Annotated in this window: 16 protein-coding genes and 2 tRNA genes; all 18 read right to left on the bottom strand. The window is 36.7% G+C overall.

Features of this window, described 5'->3' with window-relative positions:
• Window positions 1-3: 3 nt before the first annotated feature.
• Window positions 4-3,390 (bottom strand): isoleucine--tRNA ligase, encoded by a 3,387-nt coding sequence (gene ileS / locus ACT9TX_RS00985; RefSeq protein WP_481336233.1) that lies wholly within the window; start codon window positions 3,388-3,390, stop codon window positions 4-6.
• Between the two features lie 803 nt (window positions 3,391-4,193).
• Complete coding sequence (locus ACT9TX_RS00980; protein ID WP_481336231.1) at window positions 4,194-6,569, bottom strand: TonB-dependent siderophore receptor; 2,376 nt, start codon at window positions 6,567-6,569, stop codon at window positions 4,194-4,196.
• A gap of 167 nt (window positions 6,570-6,736) precedes the next feature.
• Entirely contained in the window at window positions 6,737-7,642 is a 906-nt protein-coding gene (locus ACT9TX_RS00975; RefSeq protein WP_481336229.1) for a prohibitin family protein, read from the bottom strand.
• Between the two features lie 347 nt (window positions 7,643-7,989).
• On the bottom strand, window positions 7,990-8,136 hold the full coding sequence (locus ACT9TX_RS00970) for a hypothetical protein (RefSeq protein WP_379012546.1): 147 nt from the start codon (window positions 8,134-8,136) through the stop codon (window positions 7,990-7,992).
• A gap of 43 nt (window positions 8,137-8,179) precedes the next feature.
• The gene (gene clpX / locus ACT9TX_RS00965; protein WP_481336227.1) at window positions 8,180-9,442 is read right to left on the bottom strand and encodes an ATP-dependent Clp protease ATP-binding subunit ClpX; all 1,263 of its coding nucleotides are present in this window, start codon (window positions 9,440-9,442) and stop codon (window positions 8,180-8,182) included.
• A 129-nt stretch (window positions 9,443-9,571) separates the two neighbouring features.
• Entirely contained in the window at window positions 9,572-10,207 is a 636-nt protein-coding gene (locus ACT9TX_RS00960) for a ClpP family protease (RefSeq protein WP_481336226.1), read from the bottom strand.
• 205 nt (window positions 10,208-10,412) lie between these two features.
• Complete coding sequence (locus tag ACT9TX_RS00955; RefSeq protein WP_481336224.1) at window positions 10,413-11,114, bottom strand: ClpP family protease; 702 nt, start codon at window positions 11,112-11,114, stop codon at window positions 10,413-10,415.
• Window positions 11,115-11,375: 261 nt separating this feature from the next.
• Window positions 11,376-12,746, bottom strand: a complete 1,371-nt coding sequence (gene tig / locus ACT9TX_RS00950; protein ID WP_481336222.1) for a trigger factor — start codon at window positions 12,744-12,746, stop codon at window positions 11,376-11,378.
• Window positions 12,747-12,821: 75 nt separating this feature from the next.
• Window positions 12,822-12,903: transfer RNA gene (locus tag ACT9TX_RS00945), tRNA-Leu, on the bottom strand.
• Between the two features lie 126 nt (window positions 12,904-13,029).
• Complete coding sequence (gene dacB / locus ACT9TX_RS00940) at window positions 13,030-14,442, bottom strand: D-alanyl-D-alanine carboxypeptidase/D-alanyl-D-alanine endopeptidase (RefSeq protein ID WP_481336221.1); 1,413 nt, start codon at window positions 14,440-14,442, stop codon at window positions 13,030-13,032.
• Between the two features lie 281 nt (window positions 14,443-14,723).
• Window positions 14,724-14,795: transfer RNA gene (locus ACT9TX_RS00935), tRNA-Arg, on the bottom strand.
• Between the two features lie 24 nt (window positions 14,796-14,819).
• Window positions 14,820-15,398 carry a MarC family protein gene (locus tag ACT9TX_RS00930; protein WP_481336220.1) on the bottom strand — a complete coding sequence of 193 codons (579 nt, stop codon included), beginning with the start codon at window positions 15,396-15,398 and terminating at the stop codon, window positions 14,820-14,822.
• 56 nt (window positions 15,399-15,454) lie between these two features.
• A complete protein-coding gene (gene cobC / locus ACT9TX_RS00925) occupies window positions 15,455-16,060 on the bottom strand; it encodes an alpha-ribazole phosphatase (protein WP_481336218.1) in 606 nt (201 codons plus the stop codon).
• A 42-nt stretch (window positions 16,061-16,102) separates the two neighbouring features.
• The gene (locus ACT9TX_RS00920; RefSeq protein WP_481336216.1) at window positions 16,103-16,819 is read right to left on the bottom strand and encodes a Dph6-related ATP pyrophosphatase; all 717 of its coding nucleotides are present in this window, start codon (window positions 16,817-16,819) and stop codon (window positions 16,103-16,105) included.
• A gap of 811 nt (window positions 16,820-17,630) precedes the next feature.
• Complete coding sequence (locus ACT9TX_RS00915) at window positions 17,631-17,975, bottom strand: hypothetical protein (RefSeq protein ID WP_481336215.1); 345 nt, start codon at window positions 17,973-17,975, stop codon at window positions 17,631-17,633.
• Complete coding sequence (locus ACT9TX_RS00910) at window positions 17,975-18,796, bottom strand: restriction endonuclease (RefSeq protein WP_481336213.1); 822 nt, start codon at window positions 18,794-18,796, stop codon at window positions 17,975-17,977. Before ACT9TX_RS00910 ends, ACT9TX_RS00915 begins: the two co-directional genes overlap by 1 nt.
• Window positions 18,797-19,027: 231 nt before the next feature.
• Window positions 19,028-19,729, bottom strand: a complete 702-nt coding sequence (locus tag ACT9TX_RS00905) for a hypothetical protein (protein ID WP_481336211.1) — start codon at window positions 19,727-19,729, stop codon at window positions 19,028-19,030.
• 637 nt (window positions 19,730-20,366) lie between these two features.
• Complete coding sequence (locus tag ACT9TX_RS00900) at window positions 20,367-21,527, bottom strand: glycosyltransferase (protein ID WP_481336210.1); 1,161 nt, start codon at window positions 21,525-21,527, stop codon at window positions 20,367-20,369.
• Window positions 21,528-21,547 lie beyond the last annotated feature (20 nt).

Here is a 21,547-nt window from a genome sequence, read left to right as displayed (position 1 = left end):
CTTTTATCCTTTTTTTGTTATGCGTATTTTTAGCATTTCGTCGTTCACTTCAATTTCGATGCCATCCTCAATATCGGCTACCCAAGTGATGTTTTCTGCCAAAATTTCGCGGCAAATGTAATCATTATAGTTTATAATACTTGACTTGAATACAGCATTGTCAAGCAGTTCTACGAATATACGGTCTGTTAATTCAAAACCATTATCTTTTCGAATATTTTGTACACGGTTTACTAACTCCCTAGCATTTCCTTCGTTTTGAAGGTCTTCCGTTATAGTAATATCTAATGCGACTGTTAAACTACCTTTGCTTGCAACGCTCCATCCTGGTATATCTTCTGCTGTAATTTCTACATCAGCAGTTAAAATTTCGAATTTGAGATTTGAAATCTCTAATTCTATAAAGCCATTTTGCTCTAATTCTGAAATTTGATGCTGGCTAAAACCTGCAATGGCGGCAGCAGCAGCTTTCATATTAGCGCCCAATTTAGCACCTAATGTTTTAAAATTGGCTTTTATCTTTTTCTTAATAATACCTTCTGTCTCGGTAATATACTCTAACTCTTTAACATTTACTTCGGCCTTAATTAAATCCTCAATTTTTTCTAATTGCTGCTTCATTGTTGGATTTAAAACAGGAATCAACACCTTTTGTAGCGGCTGACGTACTTTAATGTTCACTTTTTTGCGAAGCGACAATACTAAAGAACATACATCTTGTGCTAATTGCATGCGCTCTTCTAAAGCTGCATCTACTGCATCTGCATTATAAGTTGGGTACAAAGCATGGTGTACACTTTGCACACTAAACCTGCCAGAAACCGCATTTAAGTTGTTAAATACCGCATCACTAAAGAATGGCGAAATTGGCGCCATCAATCTTGTCAAGGTTTCTAAACACTCATATAAAGTTTGGCATGCAGAAATTTTATCGGCTTCGTAATCGCCTTTCCAGAAACGACGGCGACACAAACGCACATACCAATTACTCAAATGCTCGTCTACAAATTCTTCCATTAAACGACCAGCCTGTGTAGGCTCGTAATCGTTCATGGCATCTGTTACTTTTTTAATTAAGGTATTTAAAGACGATAAAATCCAACGGTCAATTTCTGGACGTTCTACCAAAGGCATGTAAGCTTCTTTAAATGCAAAGCCATCAACATTAGCATACAATACAAAAAACTGGTAGGTATTGTATAAAGTACCAAAAAACTTACGTTGTACTTCCTGAATACCGTTGATATCAAACTTTAAATTATCCCAAGGGCTAGCATTGGTAATTAAATACCAACGTGTGGCATCAGCACCAAACTTATCAATGGTTTCAAATGGGTTTACTACGTTACCCAAACGCTTACTCATTTTGTTGCCATTTTTATCTAGCACCAAACCGTTACTTACCACTGTTTTGTAAGCTCTACCATCTACTTTATCTGTAGGCAAACCAGCTTTCTCTAGCTCTTCTATTACACTTTCTTTAATTAAACTACCAATTGCATGTAAGGTATAAAACCAACCTCTAGTTTGGTCTACACCTTCAGCAATAAAGTCTGCCGGGTAGTTTTGTGCAAATAGTTCTTTATTCTCAAAAGGAAAATGCTGCTGTGCATAAGGCATGGCACCACTGTCAAACCATACGTCTACCAAGTCGCTTACACGTTTCATTGGTTTGCCGCTAGGCGATGTTAAAATCACTTCATCTACCTGTGGTTTGTGCAAGTCAGTTACATTTTGTACAGGGCTATCAGCATGTATTAATGATTGCAACTGTGCTATTGAACCAATACAAACTTCTTCGTCACCATCTTCAGTTCTCCATACTGGCAAAGGCGTGCCCCAATAACGGCTGCGGCTCAAATTCCAATCCACCATATTTTCTAGCCAATTACCAAAACGGCCCTCACCTGTGCTTTTTGGTTTCCAGTTGATGGTTTTGTTCAGCTCAACCATTCTATCTTTTAGAGCCGTGGTTTTTATAAACCAAGCATCCAAAGGATAATATAAAATAGGCTTATCAGTACGCCAGCAATGTGGGTAGCTGTGCTCGTATTTTTCTATTTTAAAGGCACGGTTTTTTAGTTTCAACTTCACGCAGATGTCTACGTTTACATCTACATAGTCTTTCTCGTCCTTATAATTCTTTACATATCTACCACTAAACTCACCAAGGCCATCTACAAATTTGCCTTGCTTATCTACCATGGTCAATATACCAATATTATTTTTCTGACCAACTTTAAAGTCATCTGCCCCAAAAGCAGGCGCTGTATGTACTATACCAGTACCATCTTCTGTGGTTACAAAATCACCTAGAATTACTTTAAATGGTTCTGCATTTGGTGTAATAGCTTGGATTGCTTCTAAAGAATTGGCTTCATAAGGCATTAACTGCTCGTAAGTGCAACCTTCAATATCTTTGCCCTTGAATTCTGATAATATTTTCCAAGGCAATAGTTTTACGCCTTCAGCATAATTGTCAAAATCACCGTTTTCACCTTCTGGTTTAAAGTATTTACCCAATAACGCTTTTGCCAAAATCACATTTACAGGTGTGTGTAAATACGGATTGAAGGTTTTCACCAACACATAATCAATATTTGGCCCAACGGTTAAGCCTAAATTTGAAGGAAGCGTCCAAGGTGTGGTGGTCCAAGCCATTAGGAAAGCCCCCTGCCCCTGAAGGGGTGCTTTTAAAAATTCGTTGAAGCCTTTATGGTTTTCATTTGTTCCCTTTAGGGCTAGGGCAAACATCGCCACCGCACTCGTATCCTTTACATCTTTATAAGTACCAGGTTGGTTTAATTCATGCGAACTTAAACCTGTACCAGCAGCAGGTGAGTAAGGTTGTATGCTCACACTTTCGTATAGCAAACCTTTATCGTATAGTTTACTTAAAATCCACCAAAGGCTCTCGATGTAATTATTTTCAAACGTGATGTATGGGCTATTTAAATCTACCCAATAACCCATTTTCTTGGTAATATTATCCCACTCGTTTTTGTAACGCAATACCGCTTCACGGCATTTTTGGTTATAATCTGCTACCGATATTTTTTTACCAATATCTTCTTTGGTAATGCCTAATTCTTTTTCTACACCTAATTCTACCGGCAAGCCGTGCGTATCCCAACCGCCTTTACGTTTTACCTGAAAACCTTGCATGGTTTTGTAGCGGCACACCAAGTCTTTCAATGTACGTGAAATTACGTGGTGAATACCCGGCATACCATTGGCACTTGGCGGCCCTTCGTAAAACACAAACGGCTCGTTACCCTCACGCAAAGCCACACTTTGTTCAAAAGCTTGGCTTTCATCCCACTTCGCTAATATTTCTTTTTCTATTGTTGGTAAATGTAACCCAGAAAATTCTTTGTACTTAACACTCATGATACACTACTGAAAGTTAATGCCTGCAAGGTTTTAGCAACAATGCATGGCTAATTTTTTGATGGCTGCGAAGTTAAGGAAATTGAAGGGGGAAATTTTCACACAAAGAAACAAAGCATAATAACTGACTATCGCTATTTGAAATATTATTTTTTGTTGACCAACTGTATTACTACTATGATGCTTTTGTGTAGCCTGTGCTGAGTGTACGAAGCATCTAACTACCGATAGCTATCGGTATGTACGTTCTGTTCGCTTTGCAGCATTGCAGAGCGCTATTTCTCAATATCAGGTAGCATTTACTGCTGCTTAGCAATCACATTGTCTTATATTTCATTACTTCCTAAAGAAATCAGGTTTTTCAAGTTTGTTTTGCCTTACTTCCAAGAGAAGTAACGCATTTATAACATTTTTTACCCTACTTCTTAAAGAAGTAATACCTAAAATCTATTTTTTGCTTCACTTCATTGTAAAGTGAGGCATTTAAACCATTTTTTGCCCTACTTTATTGTAAAGTGGGGTTTTACAAGTTTGTTTTGCGCTACTTTATTGTAAAGTGAAGCTTTGCAAGTTTGTTTTGCGCTACTTCATTGTGAAGTGAGGCTTTACAAGTTTGTTTTGCGCTACTTCATTGTGAAGTGAGGCTTTACAAGTTTGTTTTGCGTTACTTTATTGTGAAGTGAGGCTTTACAAGTTTGTTTTGCCTTACTTTATTGTAAAGTGCCCTTAACAATAATGGACCTACTTAAAAAAAGTGACCTCATTGCTGAGGCCACTATTCTAGATGTAACTGCAAGTATATTCTAGAATTTATATGATACAGTGGCTACAAACTGCGTAGGCGCAATAGGATTAACACTGTAATTTTCGTGTACATAATAATTAAAGGTGTTAGTAAGGTTAGACACTTTGGTCATAATTGAATATTTCTTGAAGTTATAACCTGCACTAATATCAACCGTTGTAAAACCAAGCACTTCAAAATTGCGAGCATAGGTTTGTGTTTGCCCTTTGGTATTATTAAAACCAGCAAAACGTGTACCTGTAAAAAATGCCGCTGCACCTAGTTTTAAGCCTTTTACCGCACCATTATTAAAGGTATAAAACACACTACCGTTAGCCGTACTTGCAGGATTATTAATCAATCTTTCGCCTTCTATAAAACTACCTTTTGTATCTGGCGTTTTTGTGTAACGAATAAAATTGTAGCTATAACCAGCCAATACATCTAGGCCTTTTAGTGCATGCACACCAAAATCTATCTCTACACCATCGCTTGTGGTTTGCCCAGTTAAGGCTCTCAAACTTGTGTTACTATTAGGCGTTACACCATCAGCAGCAAATAAGGCTGTTTGTGCTAAGTTGTTGTTCACAATTCGGTAAGCTGTCACATTTGCCGATAAGGCACCACCAAAGAAATTATTTTTTACACCTATCTCATATTGGTCAATAATAGAAGGTGCTAAAGCATTGCCATACACATCGGTACCAGAATTAACCGAGAAAGAATTGGCATAGCTTACAAAAGCCGAACTATAGTTGGTGATTTTATATACCAAACCTACTCGCGGCGAAAAAGCTTTGTCTACTTTATTGGTAGTAGCTTGCTTGCGAACACCTGTTGCAAAAGTTATAGTGTCTATAGGTCTTGCATCTTGGTAAGAAAAACGTACACCAGCCAGCAATTTCAATTTTCTAGTAATGCTGATTAAATCTTGCACATAAGCACCAAAACGAATAACAGGTGTGGTAATCATACGCAACTCATTGGCCACCGGTATATCTGTACGAGCGGTATATTTTTTTGCGTCGAAAATATTGATGGTATCGTAAGTGGTTGGGTTGGTATAAGATGTGGCTTTGGTTAAATACCTATCAGCATCTGCACCTACCAATACTGTATGCTGCATACCTGCAATGGTTAGTTTACCATTGGCACTTACTTGTGCTATATAATATTCTTCATGGTTTTTGGTTCTGCTCAATGGTCTTGCCCAGTCACCATTTGCGGCAGCTTGTATACGTTCGGTTGAATAATAATCTCTATCATATTGCTGATAAGATAATGAGCTATTTAACTGCCAAGTATCGCTTAGTTGGTGTTTTAAAGTAGCGGTGGTAGATGTTTGCTGCGTTTTAGCATATTGCCAAGGTGTACCAAAAAATGCAGATCTGCCTACGTTAGGAATTTTAGTATTGTCGTAAGTACCAATGCCAAAATCTGGTGTAAACTCATGGTTTAAGTAATCTGCTTGTAGCAATAATTCTGTGCGGTTGCTCAGCTTAAACAATAAAGATGGGTTTACATAATAGCGTTTAGAATTTGGAATATTACGATAGCTACCTGCACTTTCGTACACACCATTTACTCTGTAAGCTATTTTAGAAGTGATGGGGCCGTAAATATCTACGGCTGGTCGGTACAAATCGAAACTACCTGTACGGAAAGATACTTCGCCGCCTTGCTGAAATTTTGGTTGCTTAGTTACCATATTTAAAATACCGCCCGGCGATACATTGCCATACAAAATAGCCGCACTACCTTTTAATATTTCTACCTTTTCTAAAGAACTGGTTTCTGGCATAGCGCCAGAGTTAATACGAACACCATCTTTAAACATATTCGTACTTGAAAAACTATAGCCACGTGCAGAAAAGTTTTCTTGCGTAGCGCCTCGAGTGCTAGCCAAATACACACCATTTACATTTTTCAATACATCACTTAAACGTTGTGCTTGTTGGTCTTGCAGTACATTTTTACCCACTACTGTAATGCCTTGTGGCAAGTCTAAGGGGTTAATAGCTACACGACCAATAGAAACTGGTGTCGCATTTAAATTGCGTCTTGATTGCACAATTACTTCATCTAATTTTACTGCATTCTCTACCAGTGTTACATCTACCTGCAAAGTAGCATTGGCATTAATGGTAATTGACTTAGTAATAGTTTGCAAGCCTACTAGCGATACTGTCAATTGGTAGTTGCCTACGGGGATATTTTTAAGTTCGTACACACCAAATTCATCTGAAATGGTTGCTAGTTTAGTAGTGTTCAGTTGCACATTTACATAAGCTGCTTGCTTACCATCAGTAGTTACAATTTTACCTTTTAAAGTACCACTTTGCGCTATGGTACTAAGTGTTAGTAGTGCCACAATAGTTGTTAGTATTAGTTTCATTTGCATTGCTTATAATTATCGTGCAAAACAAAGCCACAACTAAAACTATATCATGCCGCATCGGGAAAACCGAATTATAAAATCGGGAAAAATGAATTTCCGCAAAACAAAAATCCCTCTGTAACCATTGCTACAGAGGGATTTTAGAATAATTACACTTATTGGTGTTACTTTTTATCGTCAATAATAATCGGTGTTTTACTACCACCCATTACTATTACTTTACTGTTAGGTGATGTTACCAAGCCCTTCATTACTTGTATTTGTTCGTATTGCAATTGCTTGTCGGTAAGGCCGCTGCTCATAATGCGTTGGTAATCGGCAATACCTTGTGCTTCTACCCTTTTACGTTTAGCTTCTTGCTTTTCTTTTTGCAGTACGAATTCCATTTTTTGTGCTTCTTGTTCAGCTTTTATTTTCTCTTCAATAGATGCTTTTACAGTAGCAGGTAAGGTAATATTACGCACTAATAATTGCTCAAGCACCAAGCCTCTTTTCTTAAAATCTTCTTCTATGGTTTTAAAAATTCTCGCCTGAAACTCGTCACGTTTTACACTGTATAAGTCTACGGCCGTGTAATAAACCGCATTGTCACGAATTTTGGTGCGTGTAATTGGGCGCACAATTTTGTCTTTATAATCTAAGCCCGTTTCTCGAATAATGTTTGGTGCATCTTTCGCCAACACACGATACAATACCGTTAAGTCCATCGTTACTTCAAGCCCATCGGCAGTTAAAGTTTTAATAGCATCATCACCTACTTTATCGCCTTCATCGTGCACACCACTCATGGTGTAATTTTGAGTTTTAATGTCAATTTTGCTTACATCTACTAATGGATTTACCAAGGTTAAACCACTGGTTATTACGTCGTTTTGTACTTTACCAAAAACAGATTTTACGCCTATTTGGCCCGCATCTATTTGTTTAATGCACGATGTAGAAAATCCTAGTAAAATAAGGATAATACCTAAAATTCTTACAGGTCTTACCAGTTGTGTAACGGCTTGATTTTGATTTTTTAAGGCTAAGGCAGCAAAGAATACAATGATGCCAATAATAATGAGTGTCATTTTTGTTAGTTTTTATTGATACACCAAAGGTAGCTAGTGTTTGTGCCTTGATTAGATTATTACACAAACGCCATTATTAACTATGCAAAAACTGAAAAAAATTCTTGGTTGGTATTAATTAGCTATTATCTTTGCTAAACTAACGTTAGTTAGTTTTATTGATTATTGACCTCTAACTATAAACTTGCTTACAGTTGTTTTAGTTGAACATTAAATTTTTAGTTTTGGTTGCTTGCTTAACAGACCCGCCTTTCCAGGCGAGTCTATTTTTTTAAAGTACAAAATGGCAATAAAAAAGGCCTTGCAAATATTTTGCAAAGCCCTTTAATCAAGTAAAATAGGTAAGCTTAGTTGCTACCAAAAATATTGTCAACCGCACCGCCTAACATAGGAAACTTCTCTTTTACAAAGCCTACAATAGTTTGAATTGCCTGTGCAGCTTGCTCGTCTGTTAAGCCAGCTTCTGATTTCAATTTTTCAATTAATTCGTTCATAATGTGTATTTTATAATATTGATGATTCCTTATTAATAGGTAATTACGCTACTTTCAGCATACTCATGTTGGTTTTGCTAAACATACTGTGTGCATATTCAAGCGTAATGTGTAGCTGGGTTTCACCTTTACCTGGCAATTCAAACATTGCATCGGTTAAAATACCTTCACAAATACTACGCAAACCTCTTGCACCTAATTTATACTCAAGTGCTTTTTCTACCATAAAGTCGTACACTGCGTCGTCAAATGTTAGGGCAATTCCTTCCATATCAAACAAGCGTACATACTGCTTTATCACAGAGTTTTTTGGTTCAGTTAAAATGCTACGCAAAGTTTCCGCGTCTAGTGGATTTAAGTGCGTAACTACAGGTAAACGACCCAATAATTCTGGTATTAAACCAAAGCTTTTTAAGTCTTGCGCTGTAATAAATTGAAGCAAGTTTTTACGTTGGTAATCTTGCACATCTTTATTTACATTAAAGCCAATGGCATTGGTATTTACTCTGCGAGCAATAACTTTATCAATACCATCAAAAGCACCGCCGCATATAAACAAGATATTCTTAGTATCTAGTTTTATCATTTTTTGGTCTGGGTGCTTTCTACCGCCCTGAGGTGGTACTAGCACTTCTGTACCTTCAAGCATTTTAAGTAGGCCTTGTTGTACACCTTCACCACTTACATCTCTAGTTATAGATGGATTATCGCCTTTACGTGCAATTTTATCAATTTCATCTACATATACAATACCACGTTCAGCTGCTTGTACATCGTAATTACAGTTTTGTAACAAGCGAGTCAGCATACTTTCTACGTCTTCACCTACATAACCTGCTTCTGTAAATACCGTTGCATCTACAATAGCAAATGGTACATTAAGCAAGCGAGCAATGGTTTTAGCAATTAAGGTTTTACCTGTACCTGTTTCACCCACCATTACAATATTGCTCTTTTCAATTTCTACGTCGTCTTGTAATTGCTTTTGGTTTACACGTTTAAAGTGATTGTAAACCGCCACTGTAATTACTTTCTTAGCGTCATCCTGACCAATAATATACTGATCTAAAAAACTTTTTATTTCTGCAGGCTTCCGTACATTTAGTTTCAAGCTGCTTGCAGGCTGTGCCGCTGCATTGCTACTAGATGCAGACTCACGATTTAACCCTAATTCTTGGGCAATAATATCCTCAGCATGTTCTACACAACTTTCACAAATATGGCCTTCTTGCCCCGCTATTAATATTTTAACCTCATCTCTGCCACGGCCACAGAAAGAACAATGCAGATGATTTTGCTTTGCCATTTATTGTTTTAATTTAAAAATTCACACATAGTACCTAGCACATTTGCGCCAAGCACTTAAACAAAAATACACTCTCTGCCTTGTATCAGAAAGTGTATTTCGGTATATCAGCTATTTTAACAAGCTTAATTACAATTTATCTAACACATGGTCTACTATGCCATAAGCTTTCGCTTCTTCAGCATCCATCCAGTAGTCACGGTCAAAGTCTTTCATAATTTGCTCTACAGTTTTACCACAATTTTCAGCCAAAATCTTCGCACCAATTTCTTTGGTCTTTCTTATTTGTTCTGCCTGAATTTCAATATCAGCCTGCGTTGCCTGAAAATAACCACCAATACTTGGTTGGTGAATCATCACTTCGCCATGCGGATAAATGTAGCGCTTGCCTTTAGTACCTACGCTCAATAAAATTGAACCCATACTTGCTGCCAAACCCATACAAATAGTGCTTACAGGGCTGCTAATCAATTTAATCGTATCGTACAAAACCATACCGCTTGTAACCACACCACCTGGGCTGTTGATATACAATTTAATTTCTTCACCCGGCTTATCAGCATCAAGCAACAATAGTTTCGATACGGCTTCTCTCACCGTTTTATCGTCTACAACACCCCAAAAATAGATGGCACGTTTTTCAAAAAACATTTTCTCCATCTTCTTCATCATCGTAGGGCCTATTTGCTCTTGCTTCTCATCTTTTGGCTTTTCGTCTTCTTCCTCTTCCATCAAAAATGGATTCATATATTTAGACTGTATCATGTTATATAATTTTTACCCAATTAAAGGCTTTAAAAATATTGTTGTTATCAGCTGTTGATTTTCAATGTAGCTGTTGTTGCGTCGCACACTTGTACGTTCTGTTCGCTTGTCAGCTTTTATCTAAGCGTATTTGTTTAACCACAAAGAACACAAAGTTTTTCGCAAAGCACACAAAGCTTGCAGCTTTTTACTTACTACTTGTTATCTACCCTTGTAAAGCCGCAGCTTTTCTAGGATTGGTAAATAATACCTCATCTACCAAACCAAATTCTTTGGCTTCGGTAGCTGTTAGCCAAAAGTCACGTTCGCTGTGTTTTGCTATTTCATCAAGTGTTTTACCAGTATGTAATGCAGTAATTTCATACAACTCATGTTTCAATTTCTTTATTTCACGAGCCGTAATTTCAATATCCGTAGCTTGACCACCAATTGCACCACTTGGTTGGTGCATCATTATGCGACTGTGTTTTAGTGCGGTACGTTTACCTTTTACACCAGCGCACAACAATATTTGACCCATACTTGCAGCAATACCTGTACAAATAGTGCTTACATCTGGGCTTATAAACTGCATTGTATCATAAACGCCTAAACCAGCATAAACGCTGCCTCCTGGGCTGTTAATGTACATTTGAATATCACGAGTTCTATCTACGCTTTCCATAAATAATAACTGCGCTGTGATGATGTTTGCCACATAATCGTTAATGCCTTCACCCAAAAAAATAATTCTATCCATCATCAATCGGCTGAATACATCCATTTGTGCAATGTTTAATGGACGTTCTTCAATAATGTATGGTGTAAGGTTGGTTGGGTTAAAATGCGATTGGTAATTGTGCAGTGTAGCACTGCTTATGCCCTGATCTTTCACGGCAAATTTTTCAAATTCTTTTCCAAAATTCATCTGATACTATTTATAGTTGTTAATCACAAGTGGTAAATTTTTATACAATATATCACCTGCTATTATTTTGCGTTGAAGTTATGAGATTTGATGTTTCAAATAGTATGCATTTATTTTTTTACAGACAACTTGGCGTAATAAATTCAACAGAACGCAGATTATCATGACTTTCAAGATAAATGTTTTGCAAAAACAAAAAAGCTCACAGACAATATTGCTGTGAGCTTTTTATTCTTAGTGTTCTTTGTGTGAACTACTTTACTAATGATGATGGTGGTGTAATTTTTTAGCAAAATCCTCAGCACTTATCGCTTCTTCTTTTGCAGATACCGCTGTTTCTAAGGCTACAAATAATTTCTCAGTACCTATACGTTGGTAGCTATCTTCTACAAATTTTTTGTCTTGCATCATGCGGTTAGCGTAATCATCTACCCATTGGTTATTTTCGCCTAGCATGTTCAATTGGCCACCCATGTATTGGAACAATTGCATTTTTGCAAATTCTCTAATATCATCTGGCAATACCTCAATTTTATTGTCTTCCATTAGTTTAGAGCTAATCAAAGTCCATTTTAATTGATTGGTAAATGTTGGATATTCAGCTTCAGCCTCTTCAGCAGTTTTTGGTTTTTCGCCACCAACTTGTAACCAACGTTTCAAGAATGGTTCTGGAAATTCCATGCTAGTATTGTCTAGCAACGCATGATAAATTTGATCGCTTACTTGGTTACGGCTTTGTGCATCGTAATAAGCAGCAATATCTTCTTTTACAGCAGCACGAAATTCTTCTTCAGTTTTTACTTCTTTAGAAGGATAAGCAGCCGCATAAAACTCATCGTTAAACTCAGCTTTTTCTACAAAGCCAATTTTAGTAATGGTTAATTTAAAATTTTTATCAGCACTTGCAGCTTCGTTTTTATCTAAGCCCAAATCTTCTAAAATAGCTGCACGTTCAGTATCGCCAAACGCTGTAGCAAGGTGTACATTTACTACATCATCTACTTTTAAACCCAAAATATTTTTCTTAAAATCTTCGGTAAAATATTTAACCAAAACGCTGTTAGCTTTATTAATACCGCCTTCAGGTACATTACCTTCAGCATCTGTTTCTGTAAACGTTACGTTTAAAACTTCCTCATCACGAGATACTGTTTCTGGTTCAGTCATTTTACCAAAACGAGTTTGTAAACGAGCCACTTCGTCGTTTATCATCTCTTCAGTAATATCAATTTTGTATTTGGTAACGTTGATGCCAGCAACGTTTACATCAAAAGTTGGCTTAAAACCTATTTCAAAAGTAAAAGCGTAATCTTTTGGATTATTACAATCTAATTGTCTAGCATCACTTTCTACTGGTAATGGCTGTGCAAAAATTTCTAGCTTTTCAACAAATAGGTAGCTGTTTATTTCTTTTTCTACGGTTTTCAATACTTCGTCTTGAAACACGCTAGCGCCATACATTTTACGAATTAAACCAGAAGGCACCATCCCTTTTCTAAAACCAGGAATATTTGCCGTTTTGGCGTATTGTTTTAAATTTTTGTCAAATGCTGGTAAATAATCTGCTGATGAAACTGTAACTGTTAGCTTATCGGTAAGCAAGCCTACATTTTCTCTTGTAACTGTCGCCATTTTAAAAAAGTACCTTGTAGAGAAGGATTTTTTTAATAGTTAATAAAAAAGCCCCTTTTGATGGGGCTTTTGAAGTGCGGATGATAGGGGTCGAACCTACATGCCTCGCGGCGCTAGATCCTAAGTCTAGTGCGTCTGCCAATTTCGCCACATCCGCAATCGGGGCTGCAAATGTATGAGATTGATTGCAAATTACGAATTTGTAGCAAAATATTTTTTTAGAAGCAATTTAAATTTACCACATAGACACAGAAGACATAATAGAAGTTTTACCTTTTAGTTGTTAATATTGCTCGTACACTTGGGTTAAAAAGCGTTCTACACCTCTTCTTATTGCAGTAGCAGATGTTTGGTGATTGTTTACTAATACAGAAAACACCAGAGTTTCACCTCGCTTGGTAATTAAATAGCCACTTAATGCCACCTGACCGCTAAGCGTGCCTGTTTTGGCAAAAATATTTCCAGCTAAGTTTTTATAGTAATTGTTTAATGTGCCTTCGTTACCTGTAGGCAAAATAGTGCTAATACGCTGCCAACTGAAATCGGCTTTCATTTTGCTAAGCACCCATACAAAATCTTGCGGAGTAATTAGATTGTAACGGCTTAAACCACTACCATCTACCCAACGTGGTTTTTGTGGCAAGCCTTTAAAATCTGTTTTTAATAAAGTGTCAATAATTCGCTCGTCATTCATTACACCTAATTTCTCGTTGCTCACCATCAGCAATGTTTGCTCTGCAAAAAAATTATCACTATTGTGCATCATGGGTTTTAAAAGCGAATCGGTGGGTTGAGAGTGGATGATAGATTTAAAAACTGGACGATCACGGGGATCTCTATCGCTATCAATAAATACCTTTTTCGAGAGTGTATCGTTTAACAAATCTGTTAGCGTTGAAGAATACTGATGATTTTCTTTAAAAGAAGTTTCATTAGTAAATGGTACATACTGAAACTTGAATTTGCCTACACTTTTGTGAGCTGAAAAGACATTCTTATCTCTTACTCTTTCAATATTGAAATAGAATTTATACGGTAGGTCATTTTTTTTAAGTGAGCCATTAAATAAAAGAAGAGGAATGCTATAAAATTTTTTTGGTGAAACGTTAATCGTATCGCCTGATAAAAAAAACTTAGCCACATTACCATAGATTGGCAATTCACTTCTTTCTGGCATATAATCACTTAAATAATCATCCCATGCCCATCCTTTACCTAATGGTGAGAATTCTTGTGCATATAAACTGTAGAAATAACCAATTTGAGCCTTGCTTTTTAAAAAATTGTACACAGGTTGGTTGGGAAAATCAGGATGCAAAAAAGTTGGGTCAGCATTTCCAATAATTGTAATGTCGTTATTTTTATCTTCAGAATATCTTAACCCCACTAAACTATCACCCAAATTTTTCATAGCAGCATAGCAGGTAAATAATTTCATATTGCTTGCAGGTACAAAATACTTATCGCTTTGGTAATTGTATAAATATTGCTGCGTTGCAGGATTGTAAATACTAATACCTACATGTGCGGTTGTAAAATTACTATCACTAAAAATGGTTGCTTGTGCAATATCTTGAAAAGTATTCTGCGATTTTACAGCAATATTTTCAGCATTTTTAAATGCCCTTTTTGTATTTACACAACCCATTAGAAAAACTAAGACGAACAAAAACAGATGCGATAACGTAGATTTCATGCCTTCAATATATTTAAAAAAAATCCCTGCATTAATGCATGGATTTATGAGCCTGTTTATTTTTTTTACAGCCGATATTTTAGTCATTTCTTCGGCTGATTCCATCAGCAGTTCATAGTTTCAACATAATCTTCTGTCATTGTCAAACCAAGCGAATGTTCTTTCCACAATCCATCTATTTACAACTGGTTTAAACGGCTGTTTCTTATTATCCTTTCTCAATACAATTGTCATCATAAAATTAAATACCCTTGATTTTCAAGGGCATTTATCGGATAAGGTGGCCATGCCAAGAATCGAACTTGGATCTGGAGCTTCGGAAACTCTTATACTATCCATTGTACTACACAGCCATTACTGCAAATGTAAAACGAACCTTACTTGCCAAATGCAGAAATATTAGTGCTAAATATTTTTACAGCTATTGCTAACAGTATTACGCCAAAAAATTTTCTTACAGCAAGCAAGCCAGCCTCACCTAGCACTCGCTCTATAAAATTTAAACTTCTTAAGCCAATATATATTACCACTAGGTTTAGTAGAATACCTATCACTATTACTAATTCATCATAGTTAGCCTTTAAACTCATTACGGTGGTAAGTGTACCGCTACCTGCTATTACAGGAAAAGCAATTGGTACCACAGTACCTGCTTTGCTATCTTTATCTGCCTTAAATATTTCGTGGCCTAGCACCATTTCTAAGCCAATTAAAAAGATTACGATAGAACCGCCTACGGCAAATGAACGCTTATCCAAACCCAAAATTCGTAAGAAACTTTCGCCGAAAAACAAAAACAATATCATTAATCCACCAGAAACCAAAGTGGCTTTTGCAGAATTAATACCACCCATTTTTTCACGTAACGTAATAAGTAGTGGTATCGATCCTACTATATCTATCACGGCAAATAAGGTAAAAGTTACCGTCAATAATTCGTTAATGGTAAAGTTCATAATGGCGAATTTTTATAAAGATAAACAAGCGAAACTACAATACTTATTGCTTACTGCTATACAGATGGCTTATGCTGTTCTGGTTGAGGCGGTACTATATTGTGTAATATTTGATAGGTAAGCTGTTCGTTGGTGTCAATAAAAAGCTTTACTACACAGCCATAATAGAGCTTAAATACATTAAAGGCTTCTATTAAAGGCGTATTGGTTATGTGCGATAAAATGCTTCTAATAACCCCACCGTGCGCAACAATAGCTATAGGCTTTGGCTGTTGTGTTACTTGCTCAAAACAAGCAATTACCCTGTTATAAAGATCAATATAACTTTCACCACTAGGCATGGCGATATTCACAAAATCTGCTAAGAACGGCTGTAAAGCTTGCTTGGGTATTTCATCCCAATGTTGCATTTCCCACTCACCACAATTTATTTCTTGTAAATGTTCGTGATAAGTAATGGCATGTGTAGGAAATAATGCTTTTGCCAACTTGCTGCAACGCTGCAATGGACTGCTATACACGGTGGTAATGGTGACTGGTAAGTGAGGCTTAATTTGTTCGGCTTCTTGCAAAAAAGTATCTATCACGTCAAGATCTGTTTGTCCGTAGCAAAGCCCCTTTACAATATCTGGTGTGGTATGCCTTATGAGGTATATTTCCATACAGCGAATTTGTAGCAATTGTACCAATAAACCTATGGTAGTTTATTTATCAAAAGGTAAAATATCGCAAAACCAAAAGCCCATGGTACTTGCAGTGCTGTGTTCATCATCTTTGGGCGCATTGTAAGCCCTCAATATAGTTTCACCAATGGTGTAAGAGATGGGATACTTGAAAATAGGACCATCTACTACAAACGTGTGAAACTCACCATTCTCGCCACAAGGGTCTACACCTTTTGGTAAGTCTTTTAGAAAGTCTTTGTCAATTATTCTACCTGCAAAGCTTTTATCAAGCAAATCACTTTTTACGCAGCAAACAATGGTAGTAAAGCCAAGATCAATAAACGCATGTATCAGTTCGGTTGTATTTTTTTGCCACAATGGAAAATATGCTTTAAGACCTACAGCAGCCAATTGAGATTCACGATACTGCCTTAAATCTTCTAAAAATATATCACCATAAACCGCATGGGTGAACCCTTGATTGTGCAGCCCTTGCAGCGTATTTGTCATAGCCTTATTGTATTCATCCATTGAAGGCTGATCGTTTAACCTTAGTTCTTGTAATGGCAGACCAATAGCTACAGCTTGCTGGTGTAATAACTCGGCTCTAACGCCATGCATGGCTACACGATTGTAAGTATTGTTAATGTTGGTCAATAATCGTTCTACGGTAAATTGATTATCTTGTAATAGATGGTACAATGCCAAAGCACTATCCTTGCCGCCGCTCCAATTAAATACTGTTTTATAAGCCATGTAGACAAATATAAAGAACCGCTTAATTCTAAAACAAAAGCTAACTAGATAGAATAATGGTTTGTATACATGAGTGAAGTAGCAGATAAGAAAATACCATGAAAATATTACAAAACAACACTTGCAACAATAAAAAAACATAGCCTAAGAATAGGCTACGCTGTGAATCAAACCAAAACAAACGATATATCAGTGTTCCATTACTGCCTTAATGTATTTGCCAAAACGCGAGTTACCTTACGTAACAACATAGAAGCATTGGCGGTGCATTATTTACATTATGCCTTATTTAATACTTACTACCTAATGCAATAAAAGCACCACCTAAAACTGCATACACCCAAATCTGCTATTGTATACATTTGTTTTTGCGTGTGCGCTTTTGCAAAATTGTGCAGCAATTTGTGGTGGTGTTAAGTAGCTCATACTTACCCGTTCTGGTTGTTTTTGATAGGGCAAAGCTACCTAGGTGCATGAGCCTAAAACATGATTTATATCACTAGAAAAGATATAATACAACAGGGTTTTAGACAATTTATTACCTTTTATTTGAGAGGTTGGGTGGGGAACAAAAACATTATTATTATCCTCTAATTACACCATAATTTCACTACTTACAGAGGGATTAACTAAAAAAAGCTGTTGGCATTCTTGCCAACAGCGGCGGAAAAATGATTTAAACAATATAAAAGTCTACTGTTTTATACACTTCAAAACTGCCATTAGCAAATGTGCGTACAAAGCGAAGTGTTTTGCCATCGCCAGTTCTTTCTACGCTACAAACAATGTTGTTGAACTTATGCTTGACATTCTAATCAGCTTTCACTTCAAATTCGTATTCATACGGCTTATCTAAAATAAAATAACCCCATCGATTTACAATATGAAAACCACTTACATAGTAAAAGTTGGGAATCGGTTCAGTTATTCTAATGCCCGAATCGTCGATTATTGTTCGTTCGCTTTCATCATCACTTTCAATAATGGTAACAACACGATTTTTTTTACTCATTTCAAAAACATACTCTAGTTCTTCACCATAAGTTTCAAACATACACCCATTAAATGATGCGTCAATATCAAAGTGATTTCTTAGAAGTTGGAATTTCTCATAAAATTCGTGTTCTGTCAAATTTGTAATTTCTATAGTGCTCATTAAATCGTTTTTTCAAAATTTTTGAACCAATCCTCGTCAACTTTGACAATTTCTTTCAATTCAACATTTAAACCGAGTTTTAGCTCTTTTAATTTTTCAGCTAGCTTATCACCGTCCATTAAATCAATTGTAGGTGCGCCATCTCTATTTGCCTCGGCAATTGCATCCCTTGTAAATGATGCAGTTGTTATAAATAAGCCTTTATCAGTTCTGCCAACCATTGCACCTCTAAAATCTCTAATGTCCTTTGCACCAACTTTTGAATTCCCTTTATATCTCTTACATTGAAAGATTATGTGAAAACTCAAAATACCATTAATTCTAGCAATACCCCTACCATCGATTCCGCCATCACCAGTTCTACCTGTAACCTCTACTTGTGTAAAACCTTTTTCTCTTAAAAGTCTCTGAATTAATCTTTCAAAAGCAGAAGGCGATAAATGTTCTGTAATTACATCTATAACTGTTTCCTTCCAGTTCTCTTCTTGATTCACCTCTTGGTTAATTTGGGATTCAAGGCTTTTATTTAATCGTAAATTAATTAAAGAAAAATCACCTGTTGAACTTATTGACCAAACCCCTCTTTGCGAATTTTCAAGAAGTCCTTGACTTTTGAGCATTGTTCTTACCCAAGCCATTTGATACTCAAATTCAGTCTGATTTGTATTCTTGTGCATCTCTGCCAATAAATCTTCTGAAATTTTTAATATCTCAATAACCTTATTGTTAATTTCTTCGTTGGTACCAGAACCACCAAGTTCTTGAATAGCTTGAAGCACAGGTTTTAGGAAAAATTCTCTTTTGGGAAACTCTTTAGGCATAATACAAAAATATAGTTAATTGTCTTTAAAAAATAGTTATTGAGGTAATGAAATCAGTAGCGTAACTGAAAATTTATTTTATGAAATGTGACTCAAATACTCAGTTTTTATAAGTATGAAAATAACCTTCTTCTTTCAATCAATAAAAATTATCTCTACTGTTCTTTTATTCTTTATAAAACAAAAAAGCCGTTCCCTAAACTAGAGAACGGCTTTTGTAAATGCTAAGACTTACGATAAATTACCCGTAACGGTTACTATTAATTCGTTACTTTCTTGCCCTATTTCTACATCATCTTCTATATAGTAGGCTTTGTATTTCCAAATGGCGGTTTGCCCTGCGGCAGGTAGTGGGTAGTCGTCTAAAAAGTCTGGTTTGGTATCGGTATATGGCATAGCACCATAGCCTTTACCATCACCTCTATCTACATAAATATGTACCCCTTGGCGGCCGTTCTTTTTCCAAATAATATTGGGCTTGCCAGCTTGTAATACCACATCAATGGTGGGTTTTACGGTATTCATATCTACCTCAGCCGCTTCTGCACCAAATACGCCTAAGTCTTTTAAAATGGTTTCGGTAGCCTTAGGGTTGCTTTTTATACCACGCACTTGCAATATCAATCTACCAAAAATATCGCCTATTACAGGCCTGGTAAAAGTGGGTAATGCTGGCAGGGCAGGTAAGCTAGCAGCAATGGTTTCGCTACCATCACATAACTGGTTTTTGTAAGCCGTTACAGATTGCGAATACTTCTTAAAATTTTCTACACTGTTTACGGCTGCTTCGTAGTTGGCAGCATCTGCTTTGGCTTGGGTTACTACAGCGACAGGTATGCCCAACTCGGCTGCGTGTTTTTCTAGGTTAGCTGCATAATTTTTAAGAAATACCAATTTACTCAAATCGTCGGGTGGCAAATAATACCGTTTCATGTTTTTTAGATTTTAGATGACTAAAATAAAAAATATTATTTTATGTACTTTAGCAATGCTTATTAAAAAATTGTTAATTGATGCTACGCCAATTTGTAGCTTTTTGTAACCATCTACTAAGCCTGTTTTGGGTAATACAAGCACTCAAAAAGCTTTTTTAGCCAGTAATAATGCCCAAATAATGGGTATTTGCTATGCTAAAAGCTGTTTTTTGCCCCGAGTAGTGATTAATTGTGCCCTAGCAATCATTGCTTGGCTTGAGGCAATGGTTAAATATTCCTAGCAAGGGTTGCTCGGGTTGAAGCAGTGATTGCTCGGTGTGGTGGAATCGTTAAATGTATCCAAGCAATGATTAATTGTGTCCTAGCATTGATTGCTCGGCTTGGTGCAATGGTTAATTATTCCTAGCAATGGTTGCTCGGGCTGAAGCAGGCGTTGCTAGGCTTGAAGTAATGGTTAAATATTTTCTGCTAATGATTGCTGGTGCAGGGGCAGTCATTGCTTGGCTAGCCCCGTCAGGTTTTTAAAGCTGACGGGGCTTCGCTTTAGGTTTATTATTCAGTAGACAGCTAGGCTTGGGAAATAGCACCCAAAAATCATTTACGGCATAAAAAACATAGAAACGTTTCACCATTTACTACACAGCCTGCGCCAAATACAACTGCTCAAATGCGTTTAGCGTTGCATTAATATCATGCTTCTGAATGAGTTCTAAACTTCTATTGCGCATTTGCAAGTAAGCATCTTGGTTAGTACAAATGTTTGCTATGGCATTTACAATGGCAGGTATATCTCCCTCGTTGTACAAATAGCCATTGCCATCTATTAATTCTACCAAAGCACCTGCATTTACAGCAATAATAGGCAAGCCCGATGCCATGGCTTGTAGTGTTACTAGACTTAGTAATTCGGCTATGCTTGCAATAATAAAGCAGCGACTTAACTTGTATATAAACGGTAAATCTTCATCTGGCACAAAACCTGTGAAAATAACATGCTGTGCAATACCAAGCCTTACCGCCATTTGTTCTAGTTCGGCTTTTTTAGTGCCTTTGCCTACTACTACAAATGTGACATCAACCGTTTTAATAGCTACAGCAACCGCTTCTAAAATTTCGTCTATGCGTTTTTCAGGGTCAAGTCTGCCCACGTAAAGCAATACGGGTTTATCTGCGGGAATATCGTATTTCTCTAAAATGGGTTTTATATCACCATCGGGGTTAAACAAGCTTAAATCTATACCGCTAGAAATAGCAAGGGTTTTTACCTCAGGTTTAAGATGTGGTCGCATAATGCTTACGCCAGTTTCGGTAGGTGTGGTTACTAGTGGTACTTGGTTATACGCTTTAGAAAATTCACTCCACAACCATTTCTCTGTACGCTTTTTCAATGTATCACTTTTTACAAGCACCGATACATTTTCGGGCATAAAATGGTTAGTAGCAACTATAGGAACGCCTAAACTTTTATTCACTTCAATCACCGCTTTACTAATGGCAAAATGGTCTTGCAAGTGAATCACATCAGGCTTAAAATCTTCTATAATTTTTTTAATTCGAGCTTTCATTAATACAGGAAATGGCACACGAATTAATGGGTACAATACGGTAGATACTGATGGTAGGCCATACACATCTAGCTCATCTATCTTTTGCAAAGTAGGTGCTGTACTTGGCGAGGGGGCTATCACCGCTATTTGATGCCCTTTGTTTTGCAACATAGGCCCTACACGACAAACAAAATAATACACACCATTAATGTGAGGATAATACGTATCTGATACAAATAAAATTCTCATAGCTTATTTTTTAGAGAAAT

Source organism: Parasediminibacterium sp. HNIBRBA5674, assembly GCF_056745525.1.
Note: the sequence above shows the minus strand (reverse complement) of the source record. Positions and strands in the feature narration are given on the sequence as shown.

Coding starts and splice junctions, on each gene's coding strand:
- ileS (WP_481336233.1), bottom strand. CDS start 3,390: ATGAGTGTTAAGTACAAAGAATTTTCTGGGTTACATTTACCAACAATA.
- ACT9TX_RS00980 (WP_481336231.1), bottom strand. CDS start 6,569: ATGAAACTAATACTAACAACTATTGTGGCACTACTAACACTTAGTACC.
- ACT9TX_RS00975 (WP_481336229.1), bottom strand. CDS start 7,642: ATGACACTCATTATTATTGGCATCATTGTATTCTTTGCTGCCTTAGCC.
- ACT9TX_RS00970 (WP_379012546.1), bottom strand. CDS start 8,136: ATGAACGAATTAATTGAAAAATTGAAATCAGAAGCTGGCTTAACAGAC.
- clpX (WP_481336227.1), bottom strand. CDS start 9,442: ATGGCAAAGCAAAATCATCTGCATTGTTCTTTCTGTGGCCGTGGCAGA.
- ACT9TX_RS00960 (WP_481336226.1), bottom strand. CDS start 10,207: ATGATACAGTCTAAATATATGAATCCATTTTTGATGGAAGAGGAAGAA.
- ACT9TX_RS00955 (WP_481336224.1), bottom strand. CDS start 11,114: ATGAATTTTGGAAAAGAATTTGAAAAATTTGCCGTGAAAGATCAGGGC.
- tig (WP_481336222.1), bottom strand. CDS start 12,746: ATGGCGACAGTTACAAGAGAAAATGTAGGCTTGCTTACCGATAAGCTA.
- dacB (WP_481336221.1), bottom strand. CDS start 14,442: ATGAAATCTACGTTATCGCATCTGTTTTTGTTCGTCTTAGTTTTTCTA.
- ACT9TX_RS00930 (WP_481336220.1), bottom strand. CDS start 15,398: ATGAACTTTACCATTAACGAATTATTGACGGTAACTTTTACCTTATTT.
- cobC (WP_481336218.1), bottom strand. CDS start 16,060: ATGGAAATATACCTCATAAGGCATACCACACCAGATATTGTAAAGGGG.
- ACT9TX_RS00920 (WP_481336216.1), bottom strand. CDS start 16,819: ATGGCTTATAAAACAGTATTTAATTGGAGCGGCGGCAAGGATAGTGCT.
- ACT9TX_RS00915 (WP_481336215.1), bottom strand. CDS start 17,975: ATGAGCACTATAGAAATTACAAATTTGACAGAACACGAATTTTATGAG.
- ACT9TX_RS00910 (WP_481336213.1), bottom strand. CDS start 18,796: ATGCCTAAAGAGTTTCCCAAAAGAGAATTTTTCCTAAAACCTGTGCTT.
- ACT9TX_RS00905 (WP_481336211.1), bottom strand. CDS start 19,729: ATGAAACGGTATTATTTGCCACCCGACGATTTGAGTAAATTGGTATTT.
- ACT9TX_RS00900 (WP_481336210.1), bottom strand. CDS start 21,527: ATGAGAATTTTATTTGTATCAGATACGTATTATCCTCACATTAATGGT.